The 23,536-nt window shown below is 69.6% G+C and carries 25 protein-coding genes and 1 tRNA gene; 17 read left to right on the plus strand and 9 right to left on the minus strand.

What is annotated here, in order from left to right:
- The first annotated feature begins 46 nt into the window (after positions 1-46).
- On the plus strand, positions 47-334 hold the full coding sequence (locus tag AB4Y91_RS03265; protein ID WP_441417890.1) for a hypothetical protein: 288 nt from the start codon (positions 47-49) through the stop codon (positions 332-334).
- A gap of 33 nt (positions 335-367) precedes the next feature.
- On the opposite strand, the gene AB4Y91_RS03270 is transcribed toward AB4Y91_RS03265, so the two are convergent.
- The 3 genes from AB4Y91_RS03270 to AB4Y91_RS03280 all read right to left on the minus strand — a co-directional run bounded on the left by AB4Y91_RS03270 (position 368) and on the right by AB4Y91_RS03280 (position 2,250).
- On the minus strand, positions 368-934 hold the full coding sequence (locus tag AB4Y91_RS03270) for an RcpC/CpaB family pilus assembly protein (protein ID WP_441417103.1): 567 nt from the start codon (positions 932-934) through the stop codon (positions 368-370).
- A gap of 297 nt (positions 935-1,231) precedes the next feature.
- Entirely contained in the window at positions 1,232-1,483 is a 252-nt protein-coding gene (locus AB4Y91_RS03275; protein WP_441417104.1) for an FmdB family zinc ribbon protein, read from the minus strand.
- 137 nt (positions 1,484-1,620) lie between these two features.
- Positions 1,621-2,250 carry a 5-formyltetrahydrofolate cyclo-ligase gene (locus tag AB4Y91_RS03280; RefSeq protein WP_441417105.1) on the minus strand — a complete coding sequence of 210 codons (630 nt, stop codon included), beginning with the start codon at positions 2,248-2,250 and terminating at the stop codon, positions 1,621-1,623.
- Positions 2,251-2,359: 109 nt separating this feature from the next.
- Between AB4Y91_RS03280 and galU the strand changes: the two genes are divergently transcribed.
- The 10 genes from galU (at position 2,360) to AB4Y91_RS03330 (ending at position 11,084) form a co-directional block, all read left to right on the plus strand.
- Positions 2,360-3,265, plus strand: coding sequence for a UTP--glucose-1-phosphate uridylyltransferase GalU (galU, locus tag AB4Y91_RS03285; protein ID WP_441417106.1), 906 nt, complete (start codon positions 2,360-2,362; stop codon positions 3,263-3,265).
- Positions 3,266-3,269: 4 nt separating this feature from the next.
- Positions 3,270-3,911, plus strand: a complete 642-nt coding sequence (locus AB4Y91_RS03290) for a GNAT family N-acetyltransferase (protein WP_441417107.1) — start codon at positions 3,270-3,272, stop codon at positions 3,909-3,911.
- A 123-nt stretch (positions 3,912-4,034) separates the two neighbouring features.
- On the plus strand, positions 4,035-4,976 hold the full coding sequence (locus AB4Y91_RS03295; protein ID WP_441417108.1) for a hypothetical protein: 942 nt from the start codon (positions 4,035-4,037) through the stop codon (positions 4,974-4,976).
- A 79-nt stretch (positions 4,977-5,055) separates the two neighbouring features.
- Positions 5,056-5,856: an SDR family oxidoreductase gene (locus tag AB4Y91_RS03300; protein ID WP_441417109.1), complete on the plus strand. Its 801-nt coding sequence runs from the start codon at positions 5,056-5,058 to the stop codon at positions 5,854-5,856.
- A 46-nt stretch (positions 5,857-5,902) separates the two neighbouring features.
- A tRNA-Ala gene (locus AB4Y91_RS03305) sits at positions 5,903-5,975 on the plus strand.
- Positions 5,976-6,174: 199 nt separating this feature from the next.
- The gene (locus tag AB4Y91_RS03310) at positions 6,175-7,314 is read left to right on the plus strand and encodes a hypothetical protein (protein ID WP_441417110.1); all 1,140 of its coding nucleotides are present in this window, start codon (positions 6,175-6,177) and stop codon (positions 7,312-7,314) included.
- 133 nt (positions 7,315-7,447) lie between these two features.
- Positions 7,448-7,909 carry a GatB/YqeY domain-containing protein gene (locus AB4Y91_RS03315; protein WP_441417111.1) on the plus strand — a complete coding sequence of 154 codons (462 nt, stop codon included), beginning with the start codon at positions 7,448-7,450 and terminating at the stop codon, positions 7,907-7,909.
- A gap of 239 nt (positions 7,910-8,148) precedes the next feature.
- Entirely contained in the window at positions 8,149-8,868 is a 720-nt protein-coding gene (locus tag AB4Y91_RS03320; RefSeq protein WP_441417112.1) for a hypothetical protein, read from the plus strand.
- 214 nt (positions 8,869-9,082) lie between these two features.
- Positions 9,083-10,675, plus strand: coding sequence for an ABC-F family ATP-binding cassette domain-containing protein (locus tag AB4Y91_RS03325; RefSeq protein ID WP_441417113.1), 1,593 nt, complete (start codon positions 9,083-9,085; stop codon positions 10,673-10,675).
- Between the two features lie 67 nt (positions 10,676-10,742).
- Complete coding sequence (locus AB4Y91_RS03330; protein WP_441417114.1) at positions 10,743-11,084, plus strand: hypothetical protein; 342 nt, start codon at positions 10,743-10,745, stop codon at positions 11,082-11,084.
- Between the two features lie 92 nt (positions 11,085-11,176).
- Here the strand turns inward: AB4Y91_RS03330 and corA are convergent, their stop codons facing one another.
- Together corA and AB4Y91_RS03340 are read right to left on the minus strand one after the other, a co-directional pair.
- Positions 11,177-12,172, minus strand: a complete 996-nt coding sequence (gene corA / locus AB4Y91_RS03335) for a magnesium/cobalt transporter CorA (RefSeq protein WP_441417115.1) — start codon at positions 12,170-12,172, stop codon at positions 11,177-11,179.
- Positions 12,173-12,179: 7 nt separating this feature from the next.
- Positions 12,180-12,737, minus strand: coding sequence for an Lrp/AsnC family transcriptional regulator (locus tag AB4Y91_RS03340; protein ID WP_441417116.1), 558 nt, complete (start codon positions 12,735-12,737; stop codon positions 12,180-12,182).
- A 157-nt stretch (positions 12,738-12,894) separates the two neighbouring features.
- Here AB4Y91_RS03340 and AB4Y91_RS03345 point away from each other — a divergent pair, with 157 nt between their 5' ends.
- Positions 12,895-14,136, plus strand: a complete 1,242-nt coding sequence (locus AB4Y91_RS03345; RefSeq protein ID WP_441417117.1) for an MFS transporter — start codon at positions 12,895-12,897, stop codon at positions 14,134-14,136.
- A gap of 22 nt (positions 14,137-14,158) precedes the next feature.
- Here the strand turns inward: AB4Y91_RS03345 and AB4Y91_RS03350 are convergent, their stop codons facing one another.
- Entirely contained in the window at positions 14,159-14,665 is a 507-nt protein-coding gene (locus AB4Y91_RS03350) for an Lrp/AsnC family transcriptional regulator (RefSeq protein ID WP_175321256.1), read from the minus strand.
- 133 nt (positions 14,666-14,798) lie between these two features.
- Here AB4Y91_RS03350 and AB4Y91_RS03355 point away from each other — a divergent pair, with 133 nt between their 5' ends.
- Positions 14,799-15,962: a trans-sulfuration enzyme family protein gene (locus tag AB4Y91_RS03355; protein ID WP_441417118.1), complete on the plus strand. Its 1,164-nt coding sequence runs from the start codon at positions 14,799-14,801 to the stop codon at positions 15,960-15,962.
- Here AB4Y91_RS03355 and AB4Y91_RS03360 read toward each other — a convergent pair.
- Positions 15,959-17,296 carry an MFS transporter gene (locus AB4Y91_RS03360; RefSeq protein ID WP_441417119.1) on the minus strand — a complete coding sequence of 446 codons (1,338 nt, stop codon included), beginning with the start codon at positions 17,294-17,296 and terminating at the stop codon, positions 15,959-15,961. The genes AB4Y91_RS03355 and AB4Y91_RS03360 overlap by 4 nt on opposite strands.
- Positions 17,297-17,386: 90 nt before the next feature.
- Here AB4Y91_RS03360 and AB4Y91_RS03365 point away from each other — a divergent pair, with 90 nt between their 5' ends.
- On the plus strand, positions 17,387-18,370 hold the full coding sequence (locus AB4Y91_RS03365; RefSeq protein WP_441417120.1) for a LysR family transcriptional regulator: 984 nt from the start codon (positions 17,387-17,389) through the stop codon (positions 18,368-18,370).
- Between the two features lie 123 nt (positions 18,371-18,493).
- Here the strand turns inward: AB4Y91_RS03365 and AB4Y91_RS03370 are convergent, their stop codons facing one another.
- Complete coding sequence (locus tag AB4Y91_RS03370; RefSeq protein ID WP_441417121.1) at positions 18,494-19,543, minus strand: nitronate monooxygenase; 1,050 nt, start codon at positions 19,541-19,543, stop codon at positions 18,494-18,496.
- A 51-nt stretch (positions 19,544-19,594) separates the two neighbouring features.
- Here AB4Y91_RS03370 and AB4Y91_RS03375 point away from each other — a divergent pair, with 51 nt between their 5' ends.
- Positions 19,595-20,524: an N-acetylglucosamine kinase gene (locus tag AB4Y91_RS03375; RefSeq protein ID WP_441417838.1), complete on the plus strand. Its 930-nt coding sequence runs from the start codon at positions 19,595-19,597 to the stop codon at positions 20,522-20,524.
- 31 nt (positions 20,525-20,555) lie between these two features.
- On the opposite strand, the gene AB4Y91_RS03380 is transcribed toward AB4Y91_RS03375, so the two are convergent.
- Positions 20,556-21,593 (minus strand): pirin family protein, encoded by a 1,038-nt coding sequence (locus AB4Y91_RS03380; RefSeq protein ID WP_441417122.1) that lies wholly within the window; start codon positions 21,591-21,593, stop codon positions 20,556-20,558.
- 65 nt (positions 21,594-21,658) lie between these two features.
- Between AB4Y91_RS03380 and AB4Y91_RS03385 the strand changes: the two genes are divergently transcribed.
- Complete coding sequence (locus AB4Y91_RS03385; RefSeq protein WP_175321262.1) at positions 21,659-22,111, plus strand: NUDIX hydrolase; 453 nt, start codon at positions 21,659-21,661, stop codon at positions 22,109-22,111.
- Between the two features lie 259 nt (positions 22,112-22,370).
- Complete coding sequence (rsgA, locus tag AB4Y91_RS03390; RefSeq protein ID WP_441417123.1) at positions 22,371-23,525, plus strand: ribosome small subunit-dependent GTPase A; 1,155 nt, start codon at positions 22,371-22,373, stop codon at positions 23,523-23,525.
- The last annotated feature ends 11 nt before the right edge of the window (positions 23,526-23,536 follow it).

Genomic DNA, 23,536 nt, shown 5'->3' on the forward strand with positions numbered 1-23,536 from the left:
GGCCCGGAGGCACTGAACAGTTATTTGCAGCAAGGAGGCCGGCGGCATGAGCGCAGACGGCGAGAACGAAAACAACAACCACGGTGACGGCAGTGACAGCGGTGACGCAAAGCAGGCAGGCGACCCGAACGTGACTGCCCCGGACACCGCTCAACGGAATCAGGAAGCGCCCGCCCAGAAACCACAGGGGCAGCCGGGGGCCGGCGCCGCGGCTTCCGGCGGACTGCTGCCGAACAAGGCGGCCGAAGACGATCCGCGCCGCTGGGGCGACCAGCCCGGGAGCTACGACCACGATGCCTGGCTCAAGGAGCAGCGGCCGCCGCACTGGGGCTGACCCGCACGCCGGCGAAGCAGCCGGCGGCCTTCGCTATCCGCGCGCGGCCCTGACCAGGACGAAGAACAGCTTGCCCTGCGTGGACGCTCCGGCGAGTTGGCGGGCCTGGTCAGGGTCCGCGGCCACCACGATCAGGCCGTCCGGCGCCCCGGCGTCGAGCCATGGGCCGGCCCGGCCGCCCTGCGCTGAGGTCCACAGGACCGGAACAGCCGAAGCGAGGAGCCGGGAAGCGGCTGCCTTTTCATAACCGTCGCCGCTCGTCATCACGACATTGACCAGCTGGCCTGGGGAGACCAGCTGGATCGAGGCAGGGTCTGCCATGCGAAGCGGCACGGCCACCGAACCCGGCGGACTGCCGGCAAGCAGCCCGGGGCCGACGAACTGTGAGTCGGAGAGTAGCTGGCCCTTGCGCAGGGCCACGGCGAGCTGTTTCCCGTCCAGTCCGGCAGGGTCAAGCGGGCCGGCGGGCAGAACGCCGGGCGGGATCTGGATGGCGACGACGTCGGCCGCGTCCAGCACCCGGCCGGCCGGGAGATCCTTGGCCGCGGCCCACGCGGTGACGGTGGCTTCGGGCGCAGGCGTCAGCTGCTGCACGGCCATGCCGGCGGCGAGGCACAGCAGCAGGGCTATGACCAGCCGGCGGTGTCTGCCCAGCCAGCCGCGGAAGCGCCGCCTCGGCGGAAATTTGCGGCGGGCGCCAGGGCGGATGGCAGCGCGCGGAAGCGGTGACGGAGCCGATCTGAAACGCGGCGTCGACCCGTAAGACGGTGCTGATCGGGAAAAGAGTGTGCGGCGGCTGCGGTGGGCCATGCCGCCACGTTATGGTGGGGAAGCCAGCGGGCGTCAGGCCCGGGCGGCGCTATGTGGACAACCGCGAGGGTGCCGGCCTGCCGGGTACTAGTTGGCGGCGGCGGAAGCCGGTGCGGAGCTCGCAGCCGGGCTGGCAGCGGGGGCGACGGCGCTGCCCTTGCTGTCGCGTGAGTCGGTCCGGTAGAAGCCGGAGCCCTTGAACACGACGCCGACGCTGTTGAACTTCTTGCGCAACGTCCCGTGGCACTCCGGGCAGGTCGTCAGGGAGCTGTCCGTAAACGACTGCACGGTCTCGAAGGCGTGGCTGCAGTCCTTGCAGGCATATGCATACGTGGGCACTGGGGTTCCTCCTCTTGGACAAACGAGCAGGTCCCGTGCTGCCGGAGCGGCATTTCCGCCACCGGAATCGGTGGACGAGGAGTCCGCGTTAGCAGTCGCAGGGCCTGAGTGCCAATTCTATCACCCGCCGACTGCGGCTAGGAAAGCCCGGCAAGCCGGACCAAGCCGCCAGGAGTCAGGGCGGCGGCGACCTTCTGATCGAAGGACTCCGCCGGGATGCTGCCAGCGGGGAGTACCTCGGCGTCGTAGACGACGGCCGCCGTCGGCAGCGGGCCATCGCCAGCCCGGGAAGGGCCCGCCGGCAGGGCGGCGAGGGCCGCAAGGAACTTGTCGTAATAGCCGCCGCCCTGCCCGATCCTGTTGCCCGAACGGTCCAGGGCCGTGGCCGGGAGGAAGATTCCGGCCACGTCCCGCATCACGGACGTGCCGAGCCGTTCACCGGTCGGCTCCTGGATGGGTGCATAGCGGCTGCGGACAAACTCCGAGGCCGGAGTCCAGTACACCCAGCTCAGCGCCAGTCCAGGTTCGCAGACCGGGAGCAGCACCCGGTGGCCGGCATCATGCAGGGCGGCCAAGAGAGGCAGGGTGGGCGGCTCGGAACCGACACCAAGGTAGGCAGCGAAGGTGCTTGGTCCGCCGTCGGCCAGCCCGGAGGCCCACGCCAGCCCGTGCCGGGCGATTGCCGAACCGGCGGCATCCAGCTCCGCCGGCGACATCGCTGTCCGGCGCAGCCGGTGCCGCGAACGGATCTCTTCCTTGGTGCTCATGCGGTGGCGTCCTCTCGCCCGGGCGGCGCCTGATGATGTCGGCTGCCGCGGCTGCCGTGCCGGTGGGGACAATTACCTGATGTTTTGCCCCCTCAGTTAGATTAGTCGAGTGATTACACCCAACGCCTCCGTCCGTAAGGCCGTCATCCCCGCTGCGGGCCTCGGCACCCGTTTCCTTCCGGCCACCAAAGCGATGCCGAAGGAAATGCTGCCGGTCGTCGACAAGCCGGCCATCCAGTACGTGGTCGAGGAAGCCGTGAACGTGGGCCTCAACGACGTCCTGATGATCACCGGACGCAACAAGCGCGCCCTCGAGGACCACTTCGACCGCGTGCCCACCTTGGAAGCGACGCTGGAGGCCAAGGGCGACACCGCCAAGCTGGAGTCCATCCAGGCCGCGAGCAACCTGGGCGATATCCACTACGTCCGCCAGGGCGACCCCATGGGCCTCGGGCACGCCGTGCTGCGCGCCAAGCAGCACGTCGGTTACGAACCTTTTGCCGTGCTGCTGGGCGACGATCTCATCGATGCCCGCGACGAGCTGCTGAGCACCATGATCGAGGTCCAGGCAAAGACCGGCGGCTCGGTCGTGGCGTTGATCGAGGTCGACCCCTCGCAGATCAGCGCCTATGGCTGCGCCGACGTCGAGCCGGTTGAGGGCGAGGAGTACGTCCGGATCAAGCAGCTGGTGGAGAAGCCCGACGTCGACGAGGCCCCTTCGAACCTGGCCATCATCGGCCGCTATGTGCTGCACCCCGCGGTGTTCGAGGTCCTCGAGCGGACCGAGCCCGGCCGCGGCGGCGAAATCCAGCTCACCGACGCCCTGCAGGAACTTTCCGCCGGCGAAGGTGAAGGCTACGGCGTGTACGGCGTCATTTTCCGCGGCCGCCGCTATGACACGGGCGACAAGCTCAGCTACCTCAAGGCCTGCGTCCAGCTCGCCTGCGACAGCGATGACCTCGGCCCCGGTCTGCGCGAATGGCTGCCCGGCTTCGCCTCCAGCCTGACGAAATAGTCCCATGGGGGGCAGCTTCACCTGGCCGGTGACCCTGGAGTGCGGCGATCTTGTGCTGCGTCCGATCCGGTACCGGGACCGCAAGGAGTGGAGCGAGCTTAGGGCCCGCAACGACGCGTGGCTGGCCCCCTGGGAAGCGTCCAACCCGGTACCGGGCGGCGGCTTGCCTGACTACCGGCAGATGGTGCGGTCGCTCAAGGCCCAGGCGGCGCAGGCCACCGCGCTTCCCTTTGTCATTGCTGCCTGGACTCCCGGGTTCAAGGAACCGGTGATCGTGGGGCAGCTGACTGTCTCCTCGATTGTCTGGGGCTCGGCCATGATGGCCACCCTCGGCTACTGGGTCGACCAGGACCGCGCCGGCCAGGGCATAGCCCCCACCGCCGTCGCGATGGCGACTGACTACTGCTTCCGGACCCTGGGGCTGCACCGGATGGAAATCAACATCCGGCCGGAGAACCGTCCGAGCCTGCGGGTGGTGGAAAAACTCGGATTCCGCGACGAGGGCTACCGGCCGCGTTTCCTGCACATAAACGGCGCATGGGCGGACCACCGCACGTTCGCCCTGACCTCCGAGGAAGTCCCCGGGGGCCTGCTGGCCCGGTGGCTGGAAACCCGCCCCGCACAGGCACCGGAAACCCCCGCCTGACCAGCAGTTTCGTCATATATCCAGTGATTTGGCAGTTGCCTCGCGACACACCGCTGCCAATGCCGCCCGCTCCGCCGTCTTGCTCATACGGTTTTGATTGTGGACTTCCCTCTTAGCAGCTCAGTGATCCTTGTCATTGCTGTTGCGCTCTGGATCGTATGGGTGGCTCCCTACATGCTCCGGAACGGCCGCCCCCAGCTGCAGCCGGCGGGGGAGCTCCTGATGAATGCCGTGGATGTAGAAAAAGCAGACCCCCAAGCCGGAAACCTCATGAAGATGGCTGCCCCGCAGGAGACACCGATGACGAGTACGCAGCGCCCCGAGTCAGCCCCGGGTTCCACTAACTCCGGCGATCGGAAACCGGCGGCTCCGGCGTTCCGGATCCGCTACGGCCGGCTGGCGCTTGCCGTGCTGGGGCTGCTCTCGCTGCTCACCGGCGTCGTGTCCGCCGCCCTTCGGCTCTTCGGCGTCGGCTCGGGCTGGCTGCCCGCCGCCACCCTGCTCGGGGCCGTTGCCGCCGTCGTGTTGCTCCGCAGGCTTGCGGTGCGGGACCGCCGGCGCAAGGTTAACGCCGCGTTCCGCTCGGCCATGGGCGCCCCGGCGCGGAGAGCTTCCGAGGAGACCCCGGCGCAGTCCGACGTCATCCGGGAAGCTGCGGTGCCCGCGAAAGAGAGTCCGCTCTTCGACGCAGAAGCAGGCGCCGCGCAGCCCCAGGCCGCCCCCGCACCCCTGACAGCCGACGAACTGCGGCAGGCGGCACTGGCCGAGGCCGCCGCCTCGGGCGATACGTCCGTGCGCCGCGTCGGCGACCCGTCCTCTGCAGAAGGCTCCAGCTGGGAACCCGTGGAGGTCCCCAAGCCGACGTATGTGGAGGCGCCCAAGGCGGAACGCCCCGCCCCGGAGCCGCTGGACCTGCCGGAAGCCCCGAAAGCCGTCGGCAAGCCCTCGCTCAAGCAGGCCACCGTCCGGCAGCCGGAGGCGGCTGCTGCCGAGTCGAAGGTGATGGGCAAGGGGCAGAGCGCCCTGAGCAACCTCGACGACGTCCTGCAGCGCCGACGCGCCTGACTCAAACTTCCCGCCCCGGGCAGCCGACACATCGGCCGCCCGGGGCTTTTTGTTGCCCGCGGGAGTTATCCTGACGAGCATGACGAGAATCTGCGTTGCGGGGGGAACCGGCCAGGTGGGCCGTGAAGTGGTGCGGCAGGCCGTCGAGGGCGGACACCGCGTCGCCGTGCTTAGCCGTCGTCCGCCCGCGCCGGGGGAGGCCGGCCGGGACGACGGCGCAGAGTATTTCCGTGGGGATGTCACCACGGGGGAGGGGCTGGCCGCCGCGCTGGCCGGAGCCGACGTCGTCATCGATTGCCTTGAGGGACAGTCCGGCAGGGCGCTGAAGAACTTCGCCGACGGCGGAGCGCGGCTGCTCGCTGCCGCCCAGGACGCCGGCGTCAGGAAGGCTGTCATGCTCTCGATCGTCAACTGCGACCGGAGCAGCTTTGGCTACTACAAGTCGAAGGCGGCCAAAGAGCAGGTCTACGAGCGTTCCGGGCTTGAAACCCTGGTGCTTCGGGCCACGCAGTTCCATTCCCTCCTCGCCGGCGTGTTTGCCGCCGGAGCAAGGATCCGGCTGATCCCGGTGGTGAAGGGCGCCCGGTTCCAGCCGATTGCGCCCGCAGAGGTGGCCACGGAACTACTGGAGTCGGCGCTGGAGGCGCCGTCCGGCGTGCAGCACCGGGTCCGGACCGTCGGAGGTCCGGAGATCGTCGGGATGCGCGAGCTGGCCCACAGCTGGCGGCAGGCTACCGGGGCGCGCGGCCGCGTAGTGGAACTGCCGCTGCCCGGCGGCATGGGCAAATACCTGCGCGCCGGCCTCAACCTGGCCCCCGGCGAGCGACACGGCACGCAGACATTCGAGGGCTGGCTGGCAATGCACGCCGATAGTTTGTAGCCTAGGAACGTTGACAACGCCGTTCCTCCGGGAGCGGCGTTGTTGCGGGGCTATAGCTCAGTTGGTAGAGCGCTTCGTTCGCATCGAAGAGGTCAGGAGTTCGAATCTCCTTAGCTCCACAATTTGCAGGGGTTTTTGAGCCCCTGCGTGGGTCGCACAATCATGCTGGTAGCCCGTTGGGCCCGCATGTGGCGGTAGAGCCACCCGAGCGCCGGCATCTCGGCTGATGTCGGGACAAAATCATCCGGGACGTAGTGCGGCGCCTCGAATTCCCTTACGCTGACACCGGAGCCGACGACGACGGGGGTAGGGGCGCCGATGAGTGATGAGGGGGAGCCGAAGCGGATTCCGCTTTGGAAACTTGAAGAAACGGCCGGCAGCCAGGCCCCGTCCGAAGGCTGGCGCGGCAACCCGGCCCCGCTGCTGCCCGGCTGGGACCCCAGCCAGGTCCACACCTCCTCGACCGTCCGGGACGTCTGGGCGCGCCGCGCCCCGTGGCCGGTCCGCCTCCTCCGGGCCCTCGGCAGGATGCTGGGACGGTTGTTCAAGGCTGTCGCCGTCCTGACGGCCATTGCGCTCGTGTGCGGTTTCCTGCTGTACCTCAAAGGTGACCTGAAGCCGTCGTCGTTCCTGGGCGGACCCGCGGGCGATCCTGCCGCCGGCGCATCCGACCCCCTGGTGTACCGCACCGCTCCGTCCGCCGGTGCAAGGCCCCGGACTCCGGCGGCGGCTCCTGCGGCGGTTACTCCGGTGCCCACCCCGCGCGCGGCTGCGGACCACCCCACACCCGGGCGCGAAGAGGCCGTCGCCCCGCTGGGTCGACCCGCGCCGGTCACGGTCAAATCCCGCTCCTACGCGTTTACGGCCACCGGCAAGGACAAGCGGCCGGCCGCCTACGACCCCTGCCGGCCTATCCATTACGTCACGCGCGCCGCCAACCAGCCGGCGGAAGGGCCCCGACTGATCAAGGAGGCCATCGCAGCCGTCTCCCGGGCGACCGGGCTGGTGTTTATCAACGACGGAGCCACCACGGAGGCCCCGGCGGCGAAGCACAAGTCCTACCAGCCGGCGCGGTACGGGGACCGCTGGGCGCCGGTGCTTATCGCCTGGGAGACCACAGCCGAGGAGCCCCGCTTCACCAACTACGCCGTGGGAACCAACGTTATGGGTCTGGGCGGCAGCGCCGCGCTCAGCCGGGACGGCACCGAGGTCACCTACGTCAGCGGCCAGCTGGAACTGAACGGGCCCGCAATGCAGTCCCTGATCCTCCGGGACGGCTTGGCGCCCGCCCGCGGGGTCATCGAACACGAGCTCGGCCACGTCGTGGGCCTGGGCCACGTCCAGGACCCGGCCCAGCTGATGAACCCCACGGCCGTCCCCGGGGTAACCACGTACCAGGCCGGGGACCTCACAGGCCTGTCCGTTCTCGGCCAGGGGGCGTGCAGGCCCGAAGTCTGAGCGGGGAGCGGTGGAAACAACGGCCTGTACCTGTGGACGGCAGGCCGTAGGCGGCCCGGCATCGTCATTCGCACGCTCCTGGGGGAAACTGGCCTGTAGGGCACCCCGCTAACGATCTAGGAAAGAGGACACCATGACGCTCAAAGAGCGCCTGAAAGAAGACGTTGTCACCCACATGAAGGCCGGCAACAAGACCGCGCTGACTACCGTCCGCAACGTCCTGGGCGAGATCAGCACCCGGGAGAAGTCAGGCAAGACGCCGGTTGAGCTAGACGACGCCCAGGTGACGTCGCTGCTGCAGAAGGAAGCCGCCAAGCGTCGCGACACCGCCCGCATCTTCACCGAAGCCGGCGAAACCGACCGCGCCGCCGCCGAGGTCGCTGAAGCCGAAATCATCGAGGCATACCTGCCTAAGGCGCTCACCCGCGACGAGGTGGAAGCGATCGTCGACGAGGCCATCGCTGCGCTTAAGGCCGACGGTCAGGAGCTCTCCATGCGCTCCATCGGCGCGGTGATGAAGCCGGTCACCGCCAAGGTGGCCGGTCGCTTCGACGGCAAGTCCGTCAGCGAGATCGTCCGCAGCCGCCTGGCCTGAAAAGGGACACGGTGATGCACAGCCTCCGCTGCCAAGCCCCGGGGGTGCCAGGCCCCCGGGCGCCCGGCAGGCGCCGGACCAGTGCCTTTGAGCCGCGGCTGACAGTGTTTTTCCCAAGGAATTCCGCAGGAATTCCTTTCCCGCCCCGGACCGTGCTTTCTGTTCGGTAACGTTGCGCGCGGCTGGCGGTGTGGAACCGCGAGCCGCCCTCAACGTACGAACTCTGGAAGGATCACCCCTTGGCAGGAATCTTCACCTGGCTCAGCGCCCTCGGTACTGCAGGCAAGGCCACTGTCGTTGCCGCCGTCGTCGTCACGGGTGGTGCCGGCGCCGCCATGGCTGCCACCGTAACGGAACTCAGCTCGGACCCGACCGCCACCGTCTCTCCCGAACCGACCGCCACCGAGACCCCGACGGCGGATCCGACGGTTGAGCCGACGGAGACCGCTCCGGCCCCGGAGCCGACCGAGACCGCTCCGGCCCCGGAGCCGACGGAGACTGAGACCGCTCCCGCCCCGGAACCGACGGAGACTGAGACGGCGCCCGCCCCGGAGCCGACCGAGACCGCTCCGGCCCCGGAGCCGACGGAGACTGAGACGGCGCCGGCCCCGGAGCCGACCGAGACCGCTCCGGCCCCGGAGCCGACCGAGACTGAGACGGCGCCGGCCCCGGAGCCGACCGACGGCGATGATGCCGACGAGGCCGGGGAAGACCAGTCAAACGAGCACGAGAAGTCCTCGGAGCACGGCAACAGCGCCTGGGCCCACCAGAACGCCGCTGCGCACCGCGCAGCCGGGCTCGCGAAGGCCGCCGAGCACCGCAATGAGCACGCCGCCACCCCCGCGGTTCCGAGCTACGGATCCGGGTCGGTCACCGCAGCCGTTCGCGCGCCGGGCCACGCCGAAGCACCCAAGGCCGCGCACGCCAAGCCCAGCGGGTCGGGCAAGCACCACAAGTAAGCATTGGTCCAAAGACCCCGTACCGCATCGCGGTGCGGGGTCTTTGCTGTCTCCGTGTCCGACCGCTCCGCCCGTTCGGGATAGTCTGAAAGCCCGGCCCGCTTACGGACGCCCGCCCACAGTTCCGGCGTCGGCGGCGGATATCGTCGGCCAGCCCCCTCCCGGACAGCCCCCGGGAATCGCCGGGGCCAACCCCCTTGAGAGGACAGCAGCAATGAGCCTGATCCGGCTGCACGACGTCAGCGTCCGCTTCGACAACACCCAGATCCTCCGCGAGGCGTTCTTCCGCCTCGAAGCCGGCGACAGGGTCGGCCTGATCGGCAAGAACGGATCCGGCAAGACCACCATCCTGAAGCTGATCCTGGACCAGGTGTCTCCGGACACCGGCACGGTCAGCGTGGACCTCGGAACCAGGGTGGGGTACTTCTCCCAGTTCTCCGAGCTCAACGGCGACGCGACCATCACCGAAGTCCTCGACGGGTTGTTCGGCGAGATCAAGGCGGTGGAAGCCGAGCTTGCCGCCATTGATGCGGCCATCGCCAAAGATCCCGCGGCAGATGAGCTGGACCGGCTGATCGGGCGGCAGGCCGGACTGTTCGAGGACATGGACCGGCTCGACGGCTGGGACTACCCGCGCCGCATCGATACGGTGCTGACCACTCTAGGGTTCGACGACGCGCACCGCCATTGTGCGATCGACGCGCTCTCCGGCGGCTGGCGCAACCGTGCCGCGCTGGCGAAGATCCTGCTCGAAGGGCCGGACGTCCTGCTGCTCGACGAGCCCACCAACTTCCTGGACGTCGCCGGTGTCGAATGGCTGGAAAGCTGGTTCCGCGATTTCAAGGGAGCCGCGGTCATCGTCTCGCACGATCGGACGTTCCTGGACGCCGTCGTGACCCGCATCATCGAGGTGGAGAACTTCCACCTGCACGAATACCCCGGGAACTTCGGCGAATACGTGATCCAGAAGCAGTTCCGGCTCAAGACCCTCGAGCAGCAGTTCGTGCACGAGTCCGAGCTGCTCGCGTTCGAGGCCGAAGGGATCGCCGACCGCCGTGAAGCCGCCAAGGCCGCCGGCCGCGGCCTGGGCAACCAGCTCGCCAAGATCAAGAAATCCCGGACGCCCCGGCCGGTGGACCAGATTGTCACCGAGATCTACGGCGGGCTGCACGTGAAGGACGTGCTGTGCCGGGTGGAGGGGCTGGGCAAATCCTACGGCGAGAAAGTGTTGTTCGATGATTTGAGCTTCGAAATCCGCAGGGGCAACCGGATTGCCGTGCTGGGTGCCAACGGCAGCGGAAAGTCCACCCTGCTGAAGGTCCTGACCGGCGAGGAGGCCGCCGACGCCGGCGCGGTGGCGTGGGCGAAGGGCCCCGGCTTCGTTTCGTACAACCGTATGCTGGAAGAACTCGACGACGGCGACACCGTCTCGCACGCCGTCAACGCGCTGCCGGACAGCCTGGCCTTCAGCGCCACGAAGAAGTCCGTCAACCGGTTCCTGGCGATGTTCCAGTTCTCCGAAGCAGACCTCAAGCAGAAGATCGGGAACCTCTCCGGCGGCCAAAAGGCACGCGTGGCCATGGCGCAGTGCTTGCTCTCCGGCGCCTCGGTGCTGCTGCTTGACGAACCCACCAACCACTTGGACCTCTCCAGCACCCAGGTGATGGAGCGGGCGCTGCTGCACTTCCCCGGCGCCGTCGTGGTAGTCAGCCATGACCGGTTCTTCACCGAGAAGATCGCCACCCGCCAGCTCATCTTCGGAGCAGCCGGAGCCGCGCCCGGCGAAGTCGGCCAGCGGGCCGCCTAAGCGGTCAAGCCTGCCGGTGCTGCCGCCCGGTGCCGCCGGCGCGCCGCCGTCGCGGGATAATGGGGTTATGCCCGAGCAGCGACGGGAACAGGACCGTGACCCGTGGGAGGAGTTCGACCGGCTCAAGCCGGCCGCGGAGGACCGCGTGGGCGGCTACCCGGGCGGTGAGCCCTACGGCTTCGGCTTCCGCACCGGGGTGCGCAGCGCACGCGTGGCCTTCGGCTTCGCCGTCTATGCCCTTGTCCTCGGCAGCGTGCTGGTCCTTCTCGGGACGATCTACTTCATCGGCCACGGGCAGTGGCTGTGGCTCGGGCTGATGGCCGTGATCGAGAGCTGCTTCGTCCTCGCGTTCATCCGCCTTGTGGCCCAGGCACGCCAGCGCCGCTCAGGAGGCTGGCCCGACGCGTAAATGATTCCATGACGCGCAAAAAGGCTGGCGCGGCGGGTATGCCCCTCGCGTCAGCCCGTATACGCGTCGACAGGACATTGGCGCCGCGCCGGCTAGAGCCAGCCCTTGCGTTTGAAAATGGCGTACATGAGCGTTGCCGTGCCCGCCATCATGACGAGCGCCATCGGGTAGCCGAAGGTCCAATGCAGCTCCGGCATCCGTTCGAAGTTCATGCCGTACACACCGGCGACAAAGGACGGTGCGAAGAAGATGGCGGCCCAGGAAGAGATCTTTTTGACCTGCTCGTTTTGTTCCGCACTGGCTTCGTTCTGGCGGTTCGCCGTCAGCGTGCCGTCCAGGGTGAGCGCGTTCTGCAGCAGGTCGCGGAAGGAATCGGCGCGGGAAATCAGCCGCTCCACGTGGTCCTCGACGTCGCGGAGGCTGTGCTGCAGTTCCGTGTCCACCTGGTACTTCTCGAAGCCCCGCCGGAGCTGCTGCATCATGGCCGGCAACGGGTGGATGGCCCGCTGGAAATGGATGACCTCCCGGGCGAGCTCGTAGATGCGCCGGGAAACCAGCGGATCCCCGCTGAAGAGCTGGTCCTCGATCTCGTCGATGTCGTTCTCCAGCCCGGCCACCACTGGGACGTAATCATCCACCACCTGGTCCATCAGGGCGTAGAGAACCGCCTCGGGGCCGTGGCAGAGCAGGTCCGGGCGCCGCTCCAGCCGGCGCCGGACCTGGCCCACGACCGCCGTCTCGGCGTGCCGGACGGTCACCACGAAGTTCCGGCCGGTGAATACGTGCAGCTCACCGAACTCCACGGTCTCGGTCTCGTCGAGGTACCGGGCCGGCCGGAGTACGGTGAAGAGGTTGTCATCGTAGCGTTCCAGCTTGGGGCGCTGGTGCGCGGAGATCGCGTCTTCCACCGCCAGACCATGCAGGCCGAACTCCTCGGCGACGGCGGCCATTTCCTCTTCCGTCGGCCGGTACAGGCCGATCCAGGCCATGCCGCCGTGTTCGGTCAGGGTCTCAAAAGTCTGTTCCAGGTTGCGCGGCTCGGCACGCCGGACGCCGTCAACGTAGACGGCGTTGTCAATGATAGTCACGGGGACATTATCCAGTCTTTAGCTGTGGATCCGCGGCACCGGCCCGGCGCGAGGCCGACCGGCCGGGGGCAAGGGCGCTGCCCTGGGCAAGCCGGCTGATGAGCGGCTCGGTCCGGTACGGGATGTGGGTGTGCAGGGCCAGCACGGTCTCGGTCCGGATGACGCCCTTGATCCTCAGGATGGACCGCAGCGCCGCCTGGAGGTTGTGCGTGTCGGTCGCCACCACCCGGCACCAGACATCGCCGCGGCCGGAAATCTCGTGGACCTCCAGGACCTGGGGGATCAGGCGCAGGGCGCCCACCACGCCGTCGAGTTCGCGGTGGTTGACCTCGATCGTGACGAAGGCGACGACGTCGTACCCCACCGCCTCCAGGTCGATTTCCCGGCCGCCGTCGTGCAGCAGACCGGAGCGCAGCATCCGCCGGACCCGGGACTGCGCGGTGTTCCGCGCGATCCCGAGGGCGTCGCTGAGTTCGCCGATCTGGATCCGCGGGTCCTTGATAAGTTCGAGCAGAATCTTCAGATCGGTGGGGTCCAGACTGTTCAAATCATCACTCCGGTTCATACTTGTGGTCCGTGATTGACGGTTTTGATCAATTTTGGCACAGAACTTGGCTGGAACAGTCATTCGTGCCGCATTCTGTAGATATCAATCTTCACCGGGCCGGCGCCTCCCCACAGGGAACGCGTGCGGCCCGCTTCGATGCAGCAGGGGCACCGCTATGACCGTCTTCAGCGAACTTCGCATGCGCCCGGCCACGGCAGAACGCTGGGGCTGGGACGCTTCCGTCACCGCACGGCTGGTGATGGCCGGCGTCGTGATTTTCACGCTGCTGGTCGGCGCCAACCTGGCGACACCGCTGTACCCCCTGCTGCAGGCCAAACTTGGCATCACGGCCCTGGACGTCACGGTTGCCTTCTCCGCCTACGTCCTGGCGCTCGTGGCCACCCTCATCCTCGCCGGACACTGGTCGGATCACATCGGCCGGCGCGCTGCCCTGGTCCTGGCCGTGCTGGTAGGCCTCGCGGGGGGCTTCGTCTTCGCCACCGCCAACAGCCTGCTGGCGCTGTCCGCCGGCCGGGCGCTGCAGGGCGCCGCGGTTGCCCTGGCCACCGGTGCCAGTTCCGCGGCCCTGCGCGAGCTGCTGCCCAGCCGGCCCGAGTGGGCCTCGCGGTTTACGCTGCTGGCCTCCGCCGGCGGGGTGGCGGCGGGGCCGGCCATTGGCGGGGTGCTTTCCGTGCTTCCCGGGCCGACGTCCACGCCCTATTACCTGCACTCCGTAGTCCTGGCCGCCCTGCTGGTGCCGCTCTATCTGCTCAAGGCCAGGCCCGCCATCACCTCGGTCGCGGGTCCCCAGCCGCTGAAGGTCCTCGCACCCCGGCGCCCCTCCGTGTCGAGGGAGGCGCGGGGCGCGTTCTGGCTGGCCTCGGCGGTAGGGTTCCTCAGTTTTGCCGTCTTCGGATTCTGCCTCTCGCTGGCTCCAGGCTATTTCGCGCAGATTGTCCACGCGGACTCACGGCCGCTGATCGGTCTGCTCGCGGGACTGACCCTGGCGGCGTCGGCGCTGAGCCAGCTGCTGGCCGTACGCGGGCGCTTCGTGGTGCCCGTAGGCCTGTCCCTGCTCGCCGGTTCCGTGCTGCTGATCGCGGCAGCCGCGGCGTGGAGCAGCCCGTGGCTGCTGATTGCCGCCAGCATCACCGCCGGCCTGGGCCAGGGCGTCTCGTTCCGGACGGTCTTCAACGATGTGGCCGGCAAGGTGGAGGCGTCGCGCCACGCCCAGATCATCAGCACCGTCTACGTGATCACCTACCTCGGCAGCGCCTTCCCGGTGATCGGGCTGGGGCTGGCGGCCGGATACTTCGGCCTGCAGGCTGCCGTGGCCGGTTTTGTGGTGCTGTGCGCGCTCGTTGCCCTCGGTCTGGCGGCCGTCACGCTGCGCAGCGCCCTCCGGCAGCGGGCCTGAGCCCGCAGCCGGGCGGAAACCCCTAGTCCGGCAGCGGCCCGTGGTTGCCTTGGATGTGGTCGAACACCAGGGTGGTCTCGGTGTGGCCCACGACGGGGTCGGTGGCCAGGTTGTCCAGCACCCAGTCGCGCAGGTCCTCCGTGGTGGCGACGGCGATATGCAGCAGGTAGTCCACCGAACCCGAGGTGTGGAACGTGGACAGCACGGCGGGCAGCTTGGGGACCCGGGCCGTGAAACGGTCGATCTGTTCGCGGTCGTGGGCGCGCAACCGGACGGCAATCAGCGCCTGCACCGAGCGGCCCACCGCGGCAAGGCTGAGCTTGGCCTCAAAACCCTGGATGATCCCGCGCTCGGACAGGGCCCGGGTGCGCATCAGTGCCGTGGACGGTGCGATCCCCACCAGTTCGGCCAGCTGCTTGTTGGAAATCCGGGCATCCGCGACCAGGGCGGCGAGCAGGCGCTCGTCAATGGCGTCCAGGGGTTCGCCGGCTCCGGCTCCCGGCCGAACATTCTTCGTGGTGCTGCTCACGGATCCTCCTTGATGTGTTGTGAGTTCATCATAAACGCCACTATCTGACAGTTCCATTCAGAACCCCTGTAAAACGCCGAATTATTGCCAGATACTTACCGCATTCAATGGTGAATATTCATAAGGAGTAACGGTGCTTTCTCAAGACTCGCTGGCGGTCCACGCCGGCCGGAACGGCCTCACGGAACTCGGCGTCCACGCCGTCCCGATCGACCTGTCCACCACGGCGCCGCTGCCCTCCGTCCACGACGGCGGCCTCGCCTACGAACAGATGGCCACCGGCGGCCCGCACCTGGACGGGCATAGCACGGTCTACCAGCGGCTCTGGAACCCGACCGTCGCCCGCTTCGAAGACGGCGTCGCCCTGCTTGAGGCCACTGAAGAAGCCGTCGCCTTCGCCACCGGCATGGCCGCGTTGAGCGCGGTGCTGCTCGCCGTCGTCGCCACCGGGAAGAAGCATGTGGTGGCGGTCCGGCCGCTCTACGGAGGCAGCGACCACCTGCTGGCCTCCGGGGTGCTGGGCACCGAGGTCACTTTCACCACGCCCGACGGCATCGGCGCGGCACTGCGCCCCGACACCGGGCTCGTCATCCTGGAGACGCCGGCGAACCCGAGCCTGGAGCTCGTCGACATCGCCGCCGCGGCGGCTGCGGCGGACGGCGTGCCGCTGCTGGTGGACAACACCTTCGCCACTCCCGTCCTGCAGCAGCCGTACCGGCACGGTGCGGCCATGGTGCTGCACAGCGCCACTAAGTTCTTCGGCGGCCACGGCGACGCCATGGGCGGCGTCGTCGCCGTTTCCCCGGAATGGGCCGTCCGGCTCCGGCAGATCCGGGCCATCACCGGCGGCATCCTCACGCCATGGCCGGCGTACCTGCTGCACCGGGGCCTGGCGACCCTGCCGGTCCGGGTGCGGGCGCAGCAGGCCAGCGCCGAGAAGGTCGCGGCCGCCCTGGCGGAGCACGGGCTGATCCGGCGGGTGTTCTATCCGGGCCTGCCGGAGTGCGATCCGCGCGGCCTGGTCGGCACCCAGATGGCAGGCCCGGGCTCGCTGCTGGCGTTCGAGCTGGCCAGTGCCGAACATGCCGAGCGCATTCCGGCAGCCGTCAGCATGATCACGCACGCCGTCTCGCTGGGCGGCATTGACACCCTGATCCAGCACCCCGCGGGCCTGACCCACCGGCCGGTCGCCGCGGAGGCCAAGCCGCACGCCAGCCTGCTCCGGGTTTCCGTGGGGCTGGAGGACCCGGCGGACATTGTCGCCGATCTTGTGCAGGCCCTCGAGGCGACCCGCTAGCGCGCCGCGCTCCGCCCTGGGGATGCGCTCGCGGCGACGGCGCCGCCCGCGCCGGCGGGATGCACGACGGCGGTGATCACCGCCGTCGTGCAGGCCAGGCCCATCACGGCGAGGGCGAGGGCGGTCCAGCCCAACGACTGGAACAGCAGGCCGCCGGCCCAGCCGATGACGCTGGATCCCAGGTAGTAGGCGAGGTTGTAGAGCGAGGCTGCCTGCGCGCGGCCCGTGCTCGCGATCACCCCGGTCCAGCCGGAGCCGATGCTGTGGGCCGCGAAGAAGCCGCCGGTGAACAGCAACAGCCCGGCCAGGATCAGGACCAGGAGCTCGGTCAGGGTCAGTGCGAGCCCGGCGACCATAAGGACCGTGCCCGCCACCAGCACGCTGCGCCGACCGAAGCGCAGCGTCAGCCCGGCGGCCCAGCGGGCGGAGACGGTGCCGGAGAGATAGGCCAGGAAGATCAGGCTGATCAGGGTGGCCGGCAGGCTGAAAGGTTCGCCGGACAGCCGGAAACCGAGGTAGTTGTAGACCGCAACAAAGCCGCCCATCAGCAGGAACGCCTGGACGTAGATGGCCAGCAGCCGCGGGTTCCGGCCGTGGCCGGCGAGGGTTGCGAGGGCGCCGCGGAAGCCGCTGGCGGCCGCGGCGGTGAAATTCCGTGCCGGCGGCACCAGCACCAGGAACAGGACGGCGGCGGACGTCGCCATCACGGACACGGCCAGTGCTGCGGCCCGCCAGCCCCACAGCTCGCCCACCGGACCGGCCACGAGCCTGCCCGCCAGCCCGCCGAGGGTGGTGCCTGCGACGTAGGTACCGGCCGCCAGGGCGGCGTGGGCCTTGTTCACTTCCTCGTTCAGGTAGGCGATGGCGATGGCCGGGATGCCGCCCAGTGCCATGCCCTCGAGCATCCGCAGGCCCAGCAGGACTTGGAAGCTGGGTGCCAGCGGGGCCAGCAGCCCCAGGACGGTGGCCGCGGAGATGCCCCAGGCCATGGCACGCACCCGGCCGATCCGGTCGGCCAAAAAGGACCACGGCAGGACCGTCGCGGCCAGGCCAACGGTGGCCAGGGAGATGGTCAGGGCCGCCTCGGCGGCCGTCACCTGCAAATCGGCGGCGATGATCGGCAGCACGGCCTGGGTTGAATAGAGCTGGGCGAAGGTCGCGACGCCGGCGAAGGCCAGGCCGGCGAGGATCCGGCGGTAAGCCGCCGAGCCTTTGGGATGGCCCGCCCACGCGGTTACCCCGCCGCCGGCTGCGGGGCTGCCGTCCGCCGCGGTGCCCGCATCAGCTGCGGTATCGGGCTCGGTTGCGGGATTGCGGAGGGGTAGGCGGGGCATGTCCCCAGAATAGGTCCCGGAAAGACATGCTTCCAATGCATGTTTCTCATAGTATTCATGGCAAATACGGAACGATTGAGAGGGTTGGCCATGGACGTTGAGCACAAGCAGCTCGTCCAGCTGCTGCCGCTGCTGCCCCTGCTGGCCGAGCTGGGGCGGACCCAGCACATCACCGCCACGGCCGAGGTGCTGGGACTGCCCCAGTCAACGGTGAGCCGTGGAATTGCGCGGGCCAGCGGCATCATCGGGACGGAACTGCTGATCCGGGACGGACGCGGCGTGCGGCTGACCCCCGCGGCCAAGGCGCTCCTCCCGCACATTGAGGCCGCACTGGGCGAATTCCAAGCCGGGCTGGACCTGGTCCGGCACGAGTCGGAGGTGGTGCGCGGCCGGATCGCGGTCTCGTTCCAGCACACCTTCGGCGAGGCGATGCTGCCGCTGATGATCAGTGCCTTCCGCAGCCGGCATCCGCAGCCGGCCTTCGACCTCAGCCAGGGTGCGCGGGACGGCTGCCTGGCCGAACTGGCCGCCGGGGACGCGGACCTGGCACTCACTGCCCCGATCGCGGCGCCGAGCCGGCTGATCTCCTCGGCTGCCCTGTACCGGGAACCGCTGCGGCTGGTGGTCCACCACCGGCACCCGCTCGCCCGGCGTCGTCGTGCCCGCCTCGCGGAGATCCGTCAGGACCCGTTCGTGGCGATGGGCCCCGGCTACGGCATGCGCTCGCTGACGGACGCACTGTTCCGGGAAGCCGGATTCAGGCCCCGCATCGCCTTCGAAAGCCAGGACTCCCACACGGCCAGGGGGCTCGTCTCGGCGGGGCTGGGTGTAAGCATCCTGCCGCCCGGCGGACTGGCCCCCGGACGCCACACCCCGGGGCAGTCCGGCGACCTGGGCTGGGTGGAACTGGCGCTCGACTCCGGCCTGGCGTTCCGGGAGATCGGCCTGGCCTGGCGGGAACGGCGCGGGGGAGCGGACGCCGAGCCGGACCCGGTGCGGCTGTTCCGCGAGCTGGTGCTTAGCGAGGGCCCGGCGCTCCTGGCCGGCTTTGTCCGCGGACGCTCGGGCACCTGAGCCGGACGGAACCCGCGCACGCACCGTCGTCGCCGTTCTTCGCTCGCGGGTTCCGTCCGGGCTCGACGTCTCCACACGGCGAGTCCGCAGCGACGCCGCGAGCGGGCAGGCCGCCCGCGCCGCTCAGCCCAACAGGCCCGGCAGGACGTCCGCGACGGAGGCGGCGCGCGCCTGCTGCCAGCCGGTTCCGGCCCAGAGGTTCAGCCGCTCCGCATCCCCGACGGCGGCGGCGGCCGCGCGCAGCGGGGCAGTGAGGTGGTGCACCGCCGGGTAGGCCTCCGGCGCGTCCGGGTGGTCCCGGACGAACTCGTTGACCAGCGCCCGGGCCGGCCGTCCGGTGAAAGCCCTGGTCAGGGCCGTCCGGGTGAAGTGCGGGCTGGACAGGGCGTCCTTGTGCAACTGCCGGGCGCCGCTCTCCTCCGTGCGCAGCAAGGCCGTGCCCAGCTGGGCTGCCTGTGCGCCCGCGGCCAGCACCCGGTCCACGCCGGCGGCGTCCATGATCCCGCCGGCCGCGACGAGGGGGAGCGCGACGGCGGAGCGCACCGCCGCAATCAGCTCCGCCGTCGTGGCCGGCGCGGCTGAACCCGGCACGGCTGAACCCGGATCGACTGACACGGGCAGGAACGCCGCGCTGTGGCCCCCGGCGCACGCATGCTGCACCACCAGGGCATCCACGCCCTGTTCGGCCGCCTGCCGGGCCTCGGCCGCGGTGGTGACCGTGGCCAGTACCGCCGACCCCGCCCGCTGCAGGGCGTGGACCACGTCCGCGCCGGGGAGGCCGAAGGTGAAACTGACCAGCTCCACCGGATCCGCCAGCAGGGCCTCGACTTTGGCCTGCCACGCGTCGTCGTCATCGAGCCGCAAAGTCGGGAGCTCCACACCGTAGCGCAGGGCGTCTGCGCGCAGCTGCAGCCGGTATGCCTCGAGCTCGGCCACGGTGGCCGCGGAGGGCGCCAGCTGGGCCGGGTCCGGGACGAAGACATTCATGCCGAACCGCGCACCGGACTCGCGGACGGCGCGGATGTCCGCCAGCATTGCAGCAACGCTCTTATAGCCGGCGGCCAGGAAGCCCAGACCGCCGGCCTCGTGCACGGCCGTGACGAAGGCCGGAGTTGAAGTCCCGCCGGCCATCGGCGCGGCGATAATGCGGGTACCGAAGATATCGCGGGACATTGCTCGCTCCTGTCGGTGATTCAGTAGGCTGTTCCGGTGACTCATTCTGACATCCCCACACCGCCGGACGCCGTTTCCGCCGCCGCGCATGCCACTACATCCGGCGCCGTGATCGGACTCGACATCGGCGGCACCAAGACCCGCGGGGTCCGGTTCGAGGCCGGCAAGCCCGTGGCCGACGAGTCCGTGGGCAGCGCGAACGTCCAGAACGTCACTCCCGAGGAAGCCGCCCGGAACCTCGCGGAGCTCTTCGCCCGGATTGGCGGCGGTGACGTCGCCCAGGTCTACGCCGGAGCCGGCGGGATCGACACCGACGACGACGCCGCGGCGCTCGCCGCGCTGATCGCCCCGCACGTGCCCGGCGCCAAGATCACCGTCGTGCACGACTCACGGCTCCTGCTGGCAGCCGGCGGGGCCAGCACCGGCGTCGCCGTGATCGCCGGTACCGGCTCGGCCGCGTGGGGCAAGAACAGCCGCGGACAGGAAGCCCGGGCCGGCGGCTGGGGCTACCTGCTCGGCGACGAAGGCAGCGGCTACTGGCTGGGCCGCGAGGCCGTGCGGCACAGCCTGCGCCGGATGAACCAGGGGCTGGAACCGGATGAACTTACCAGGGCCCTGCTGGATTCCTGCGGGGTGGGCCACCCGAACAAACTCATTGCGTTGTTCCACTCACCCGAGACCGGACGCCGCTTCTGGGCCCAGCGCGCCCGGCTCGTCGTGGAGGCGGCGGACGCCGGCCATGAGCCGAGCCGGGAGCTGATAGACCAGGCCGGCCGCGACCTCGCCGCCATGGCCGAGCAGACCGTGAGGCAGCTCGGCATCGAGGGCCCGGTCATCCTGGGCAGCGGGCTCGGCATGAACGTGCCGCGGCTGCAGGAATCGTTCCGCGCTGCCCTGGCCGCGGCCGGGATCACCGACGTCCGGGTGCTGCAGCAGGAACCCGTGTTCGGGGTGCTCCAGCTCGTCGCCGAGCAGGGCTAGCGGCAGCCGCAGCGGGGAACCTAGGACGGAGTCACTGCCGGCGTCGCGGCCGCAGCGGCACCCCCGGCAACGGCGGCGCCGGGATGCGGCCGGCTTCGGATCCGGCGTCGGGACCGTGTCCGCGCACCAGCCCGAACCGTGCCCGCGACGCGTCGTCGTCGGAGAGCCCGGCCTGGGCTTCCCAGTCCAGCCGTGACTGCTCCACCTCTTCGTGGCTGCGGCCGACGAAGTTCCACCACATCAGCAGCTCCTCCTCGAACGGCTCGCCGCCCAGCAACAGGAAACGGGTGCCCGGAGCGGCGTCCAGGTCCAGGCGGCTGCGCCCGGAGCCAAGGTAGCCCAGCGGGCCCGGCCGCACCTCCTGGCCGTCCAGGGCCAGGGCGCCGTCGAGCACCAGCACGGCGTGCTCGAACTCCGGCCGCAGCGGCAGGCTGATGCTTCCGGTGCAGCTAATGTCGGCGCCAACGATCGGGGAGTACATCGTGGCCGGCGAGGTGGTGCCCGCCAGGGTCCCCACCATGACGGTTGCACTGAAGCCGTCGCCGCGGACCACGGGCAGCTCGCGGTGCTGCTCGAAGGCCGGTGCGCGGTGCCGTTCGGAGTCCGGCAGCGCGACCCACAACTGCAGTCCGCGCTGCACGGGCAGTTCCGGTGTCGGCCCGCCCGGAACCCCGTTCACGGGGAGCACCGCGAATTCGGAGTGCGAAACGCCGCGGCCCGCCGTCATGATGTTCAGTTCGCCCGGGCGGACGATCACGTCGCTGCCCACGCTGTCCCGGTGCCGGATGTTGCCGGCCAGCGGCCAGGTGACAGTCTGCAACCCCGTGTGCGGGTGCGGCAGCACGGACATGGCCACCCGGTCCGGTCCGAAGCTGTCCAGGAAGCACCACGCGCCCACCGTCGGCAGCCCGCGCTGCGGCAGGGTCCGCGAGACGTTCATGGCGCGGACGCCGCCCAGCGGAACCTCCCTGGCCGGCCACAACTGCAGGCACGGGCCGCTGGCGGTCCCCTCCACGCTGCGGGCGGCGGGGCAGACTTCTTCGGGCGGAAGGACTTCGAGGTTGGTCACACTCAAACTTTAGGGCCGAACCCGGAGATCCGGCAGGGCCCGCGCTGCGCCGTTACGCTGGAGCAATGACCCTGCCATTCGATACCCGCCCGGCTGCCTACGGACTGATCCTCCGGGATGACTGCCTCCTGCTCGCGTACTGGAAGCAGGGCGGCAAGGAGGGCTGGACCCTGCCGGGTGGCGGTCTGGATCTCGCCGAGCACCCCGTGGACGGGTGCCGCCGGGAGATCTACGAGGAGACCGGCTACCACGCTGAGATCGGCGCCATGCTGGGGATCGACGTCGGGCATTGGCCCGCCGAGAGCCGGCTCGACGGCGGCCACCGCGACTTCCAGTCCCTGCGGCTGGTCTATGAAGCGAGCATCACCGGCGGGGAACTGCGGCATGAGGTAGGCGGCAGCACCACGCACGCGGCCTGGATCCCGCTGGCCGAGGTGGCGGGCCTGAACCGGGTCTCACTGGTCGATGCCGCGCTCCGGCTGTACCGCGAGCGACCGCTGGACGGAAAGCTCGCCTGAGAAATCCCTAGCCAGCCGCGGCGCGGGCGGTTACCCTAGAGAAACCGCGGCCGGGAAGGCCGCCCGATGAGCCCAGCTGTGGGCCAGATAGCCGGGGAGGTGGAAGCAATGAAAGCAACGGAACTGCGCGCGCAGCGCACACCCCAAAGCCCCATCATTATTCCTGCCCCGGCAGTCCACACCTCCTAGCCCTTACAGCTGACCGGTCTCTCCAGACCGCAGCGGGCAATGCGCAGCCGGGCCCATCAAAGGGTTTCCATTGAATCTTCAGTTCAGTCACCACTCCGGCCTCCAGGGGCCGGCCCGTTTCGGTTTCACCGAGGCCGTCACGGAACTTTTCGCCGCCAATCCCGTCCCCGGCGGCACCAGAGCCGGGCGGGTGGTCCGGGTGGACCGCAACCTCGTGCTGGTCGCGGACCATGCCGGCCAGGCACAGCTGCCCTACCCGCGGACCGGACCCATCCCGGCCACCGGCGACTGGGTCTGGCTCGGCAGCAACCCGGTGGGCGATCCAGCCATCGTGGGCGTGCTGCCGCGCCGCTCAGAGCTGAGCCGCAAGCGCGCCTTCGAGGCATCCTCCGAAGCGCAGGTGCTCGGCGCCAACATGGACGTCGTCGGCGTCGTGGTGCCGGTGGACCGTCCGCTCACGCACAACAGGCTCGAACGGACACTCGTCGCGGCCTGGGATTCCGGCGCCACCCCGCTGGTGGTGATCACCAAGGCAGACCTCGCTGAGGTGGCGGACGACGTCGTCGGGCAGGTCATGCTGCAGGCCGCCGGCGTCGACGTGGTCACCACCTCCGCCGAGCAGGGCGATGGCCTCGATGACTTGCTGGCTCATCTGCCGCCCGGCGGGACCATCGTGCTGCTGGGCCCCTCGGGCGCCGGGAAGTCCACCCTGATCAATGCCCTCGTCGGGTTCGAGGCGCAGGAAACGGGTGCGGTCCGGGCCGGTGACGGCAAGGGCCGGCACACCACGACGTCCCGGGAGCTGGTGCCACTGCCCGGCGGCTCGGTGTTGATGGACACGCCCGGGGTGCGCGGCTTTGGCCTGTTCGATGCCGGGGACGGCATGGACGAGATGTTCGGCGATCTCGAGGAGGTCTTCACCCGGTGCCGGTTCACCGACTGCGCGCACGGCCGCGAACCCGGCTGCGCCGTGCAGGCCGCGCTCGCGGAGGGTGCCCTGGACGAGCGCCGCTGGGCAAGCTACCTCAAGATGCAGCGCGAAGTGGCGGCCCTGGCCCGGCGCCACGACGCCGCCGCCCGACGGGCGTACCAGCGGGAGTGGCATCAGAAGGTGGTGGTGGCCAGCCGGAGCCAGCGGGCGGCCGAGCGGCTCAGCCACGACCATCCCCGCAGGGGAAAAGACAACGGAAAAGGCCACGGTAAGGGCAGCGGCCGGGCGACGTGACACAGTGCCGG

Origin of the sequence: Arthrobacter sp. YAF16 (assembly GCF_052113385.1) — a bacterium.
In the GTDB taxonomy this organism is placed as follows: Bacteria; Actinomycetota; Actinomycetes; order Actinomycetales; family Micrococcaceae; genus Arthrobacter.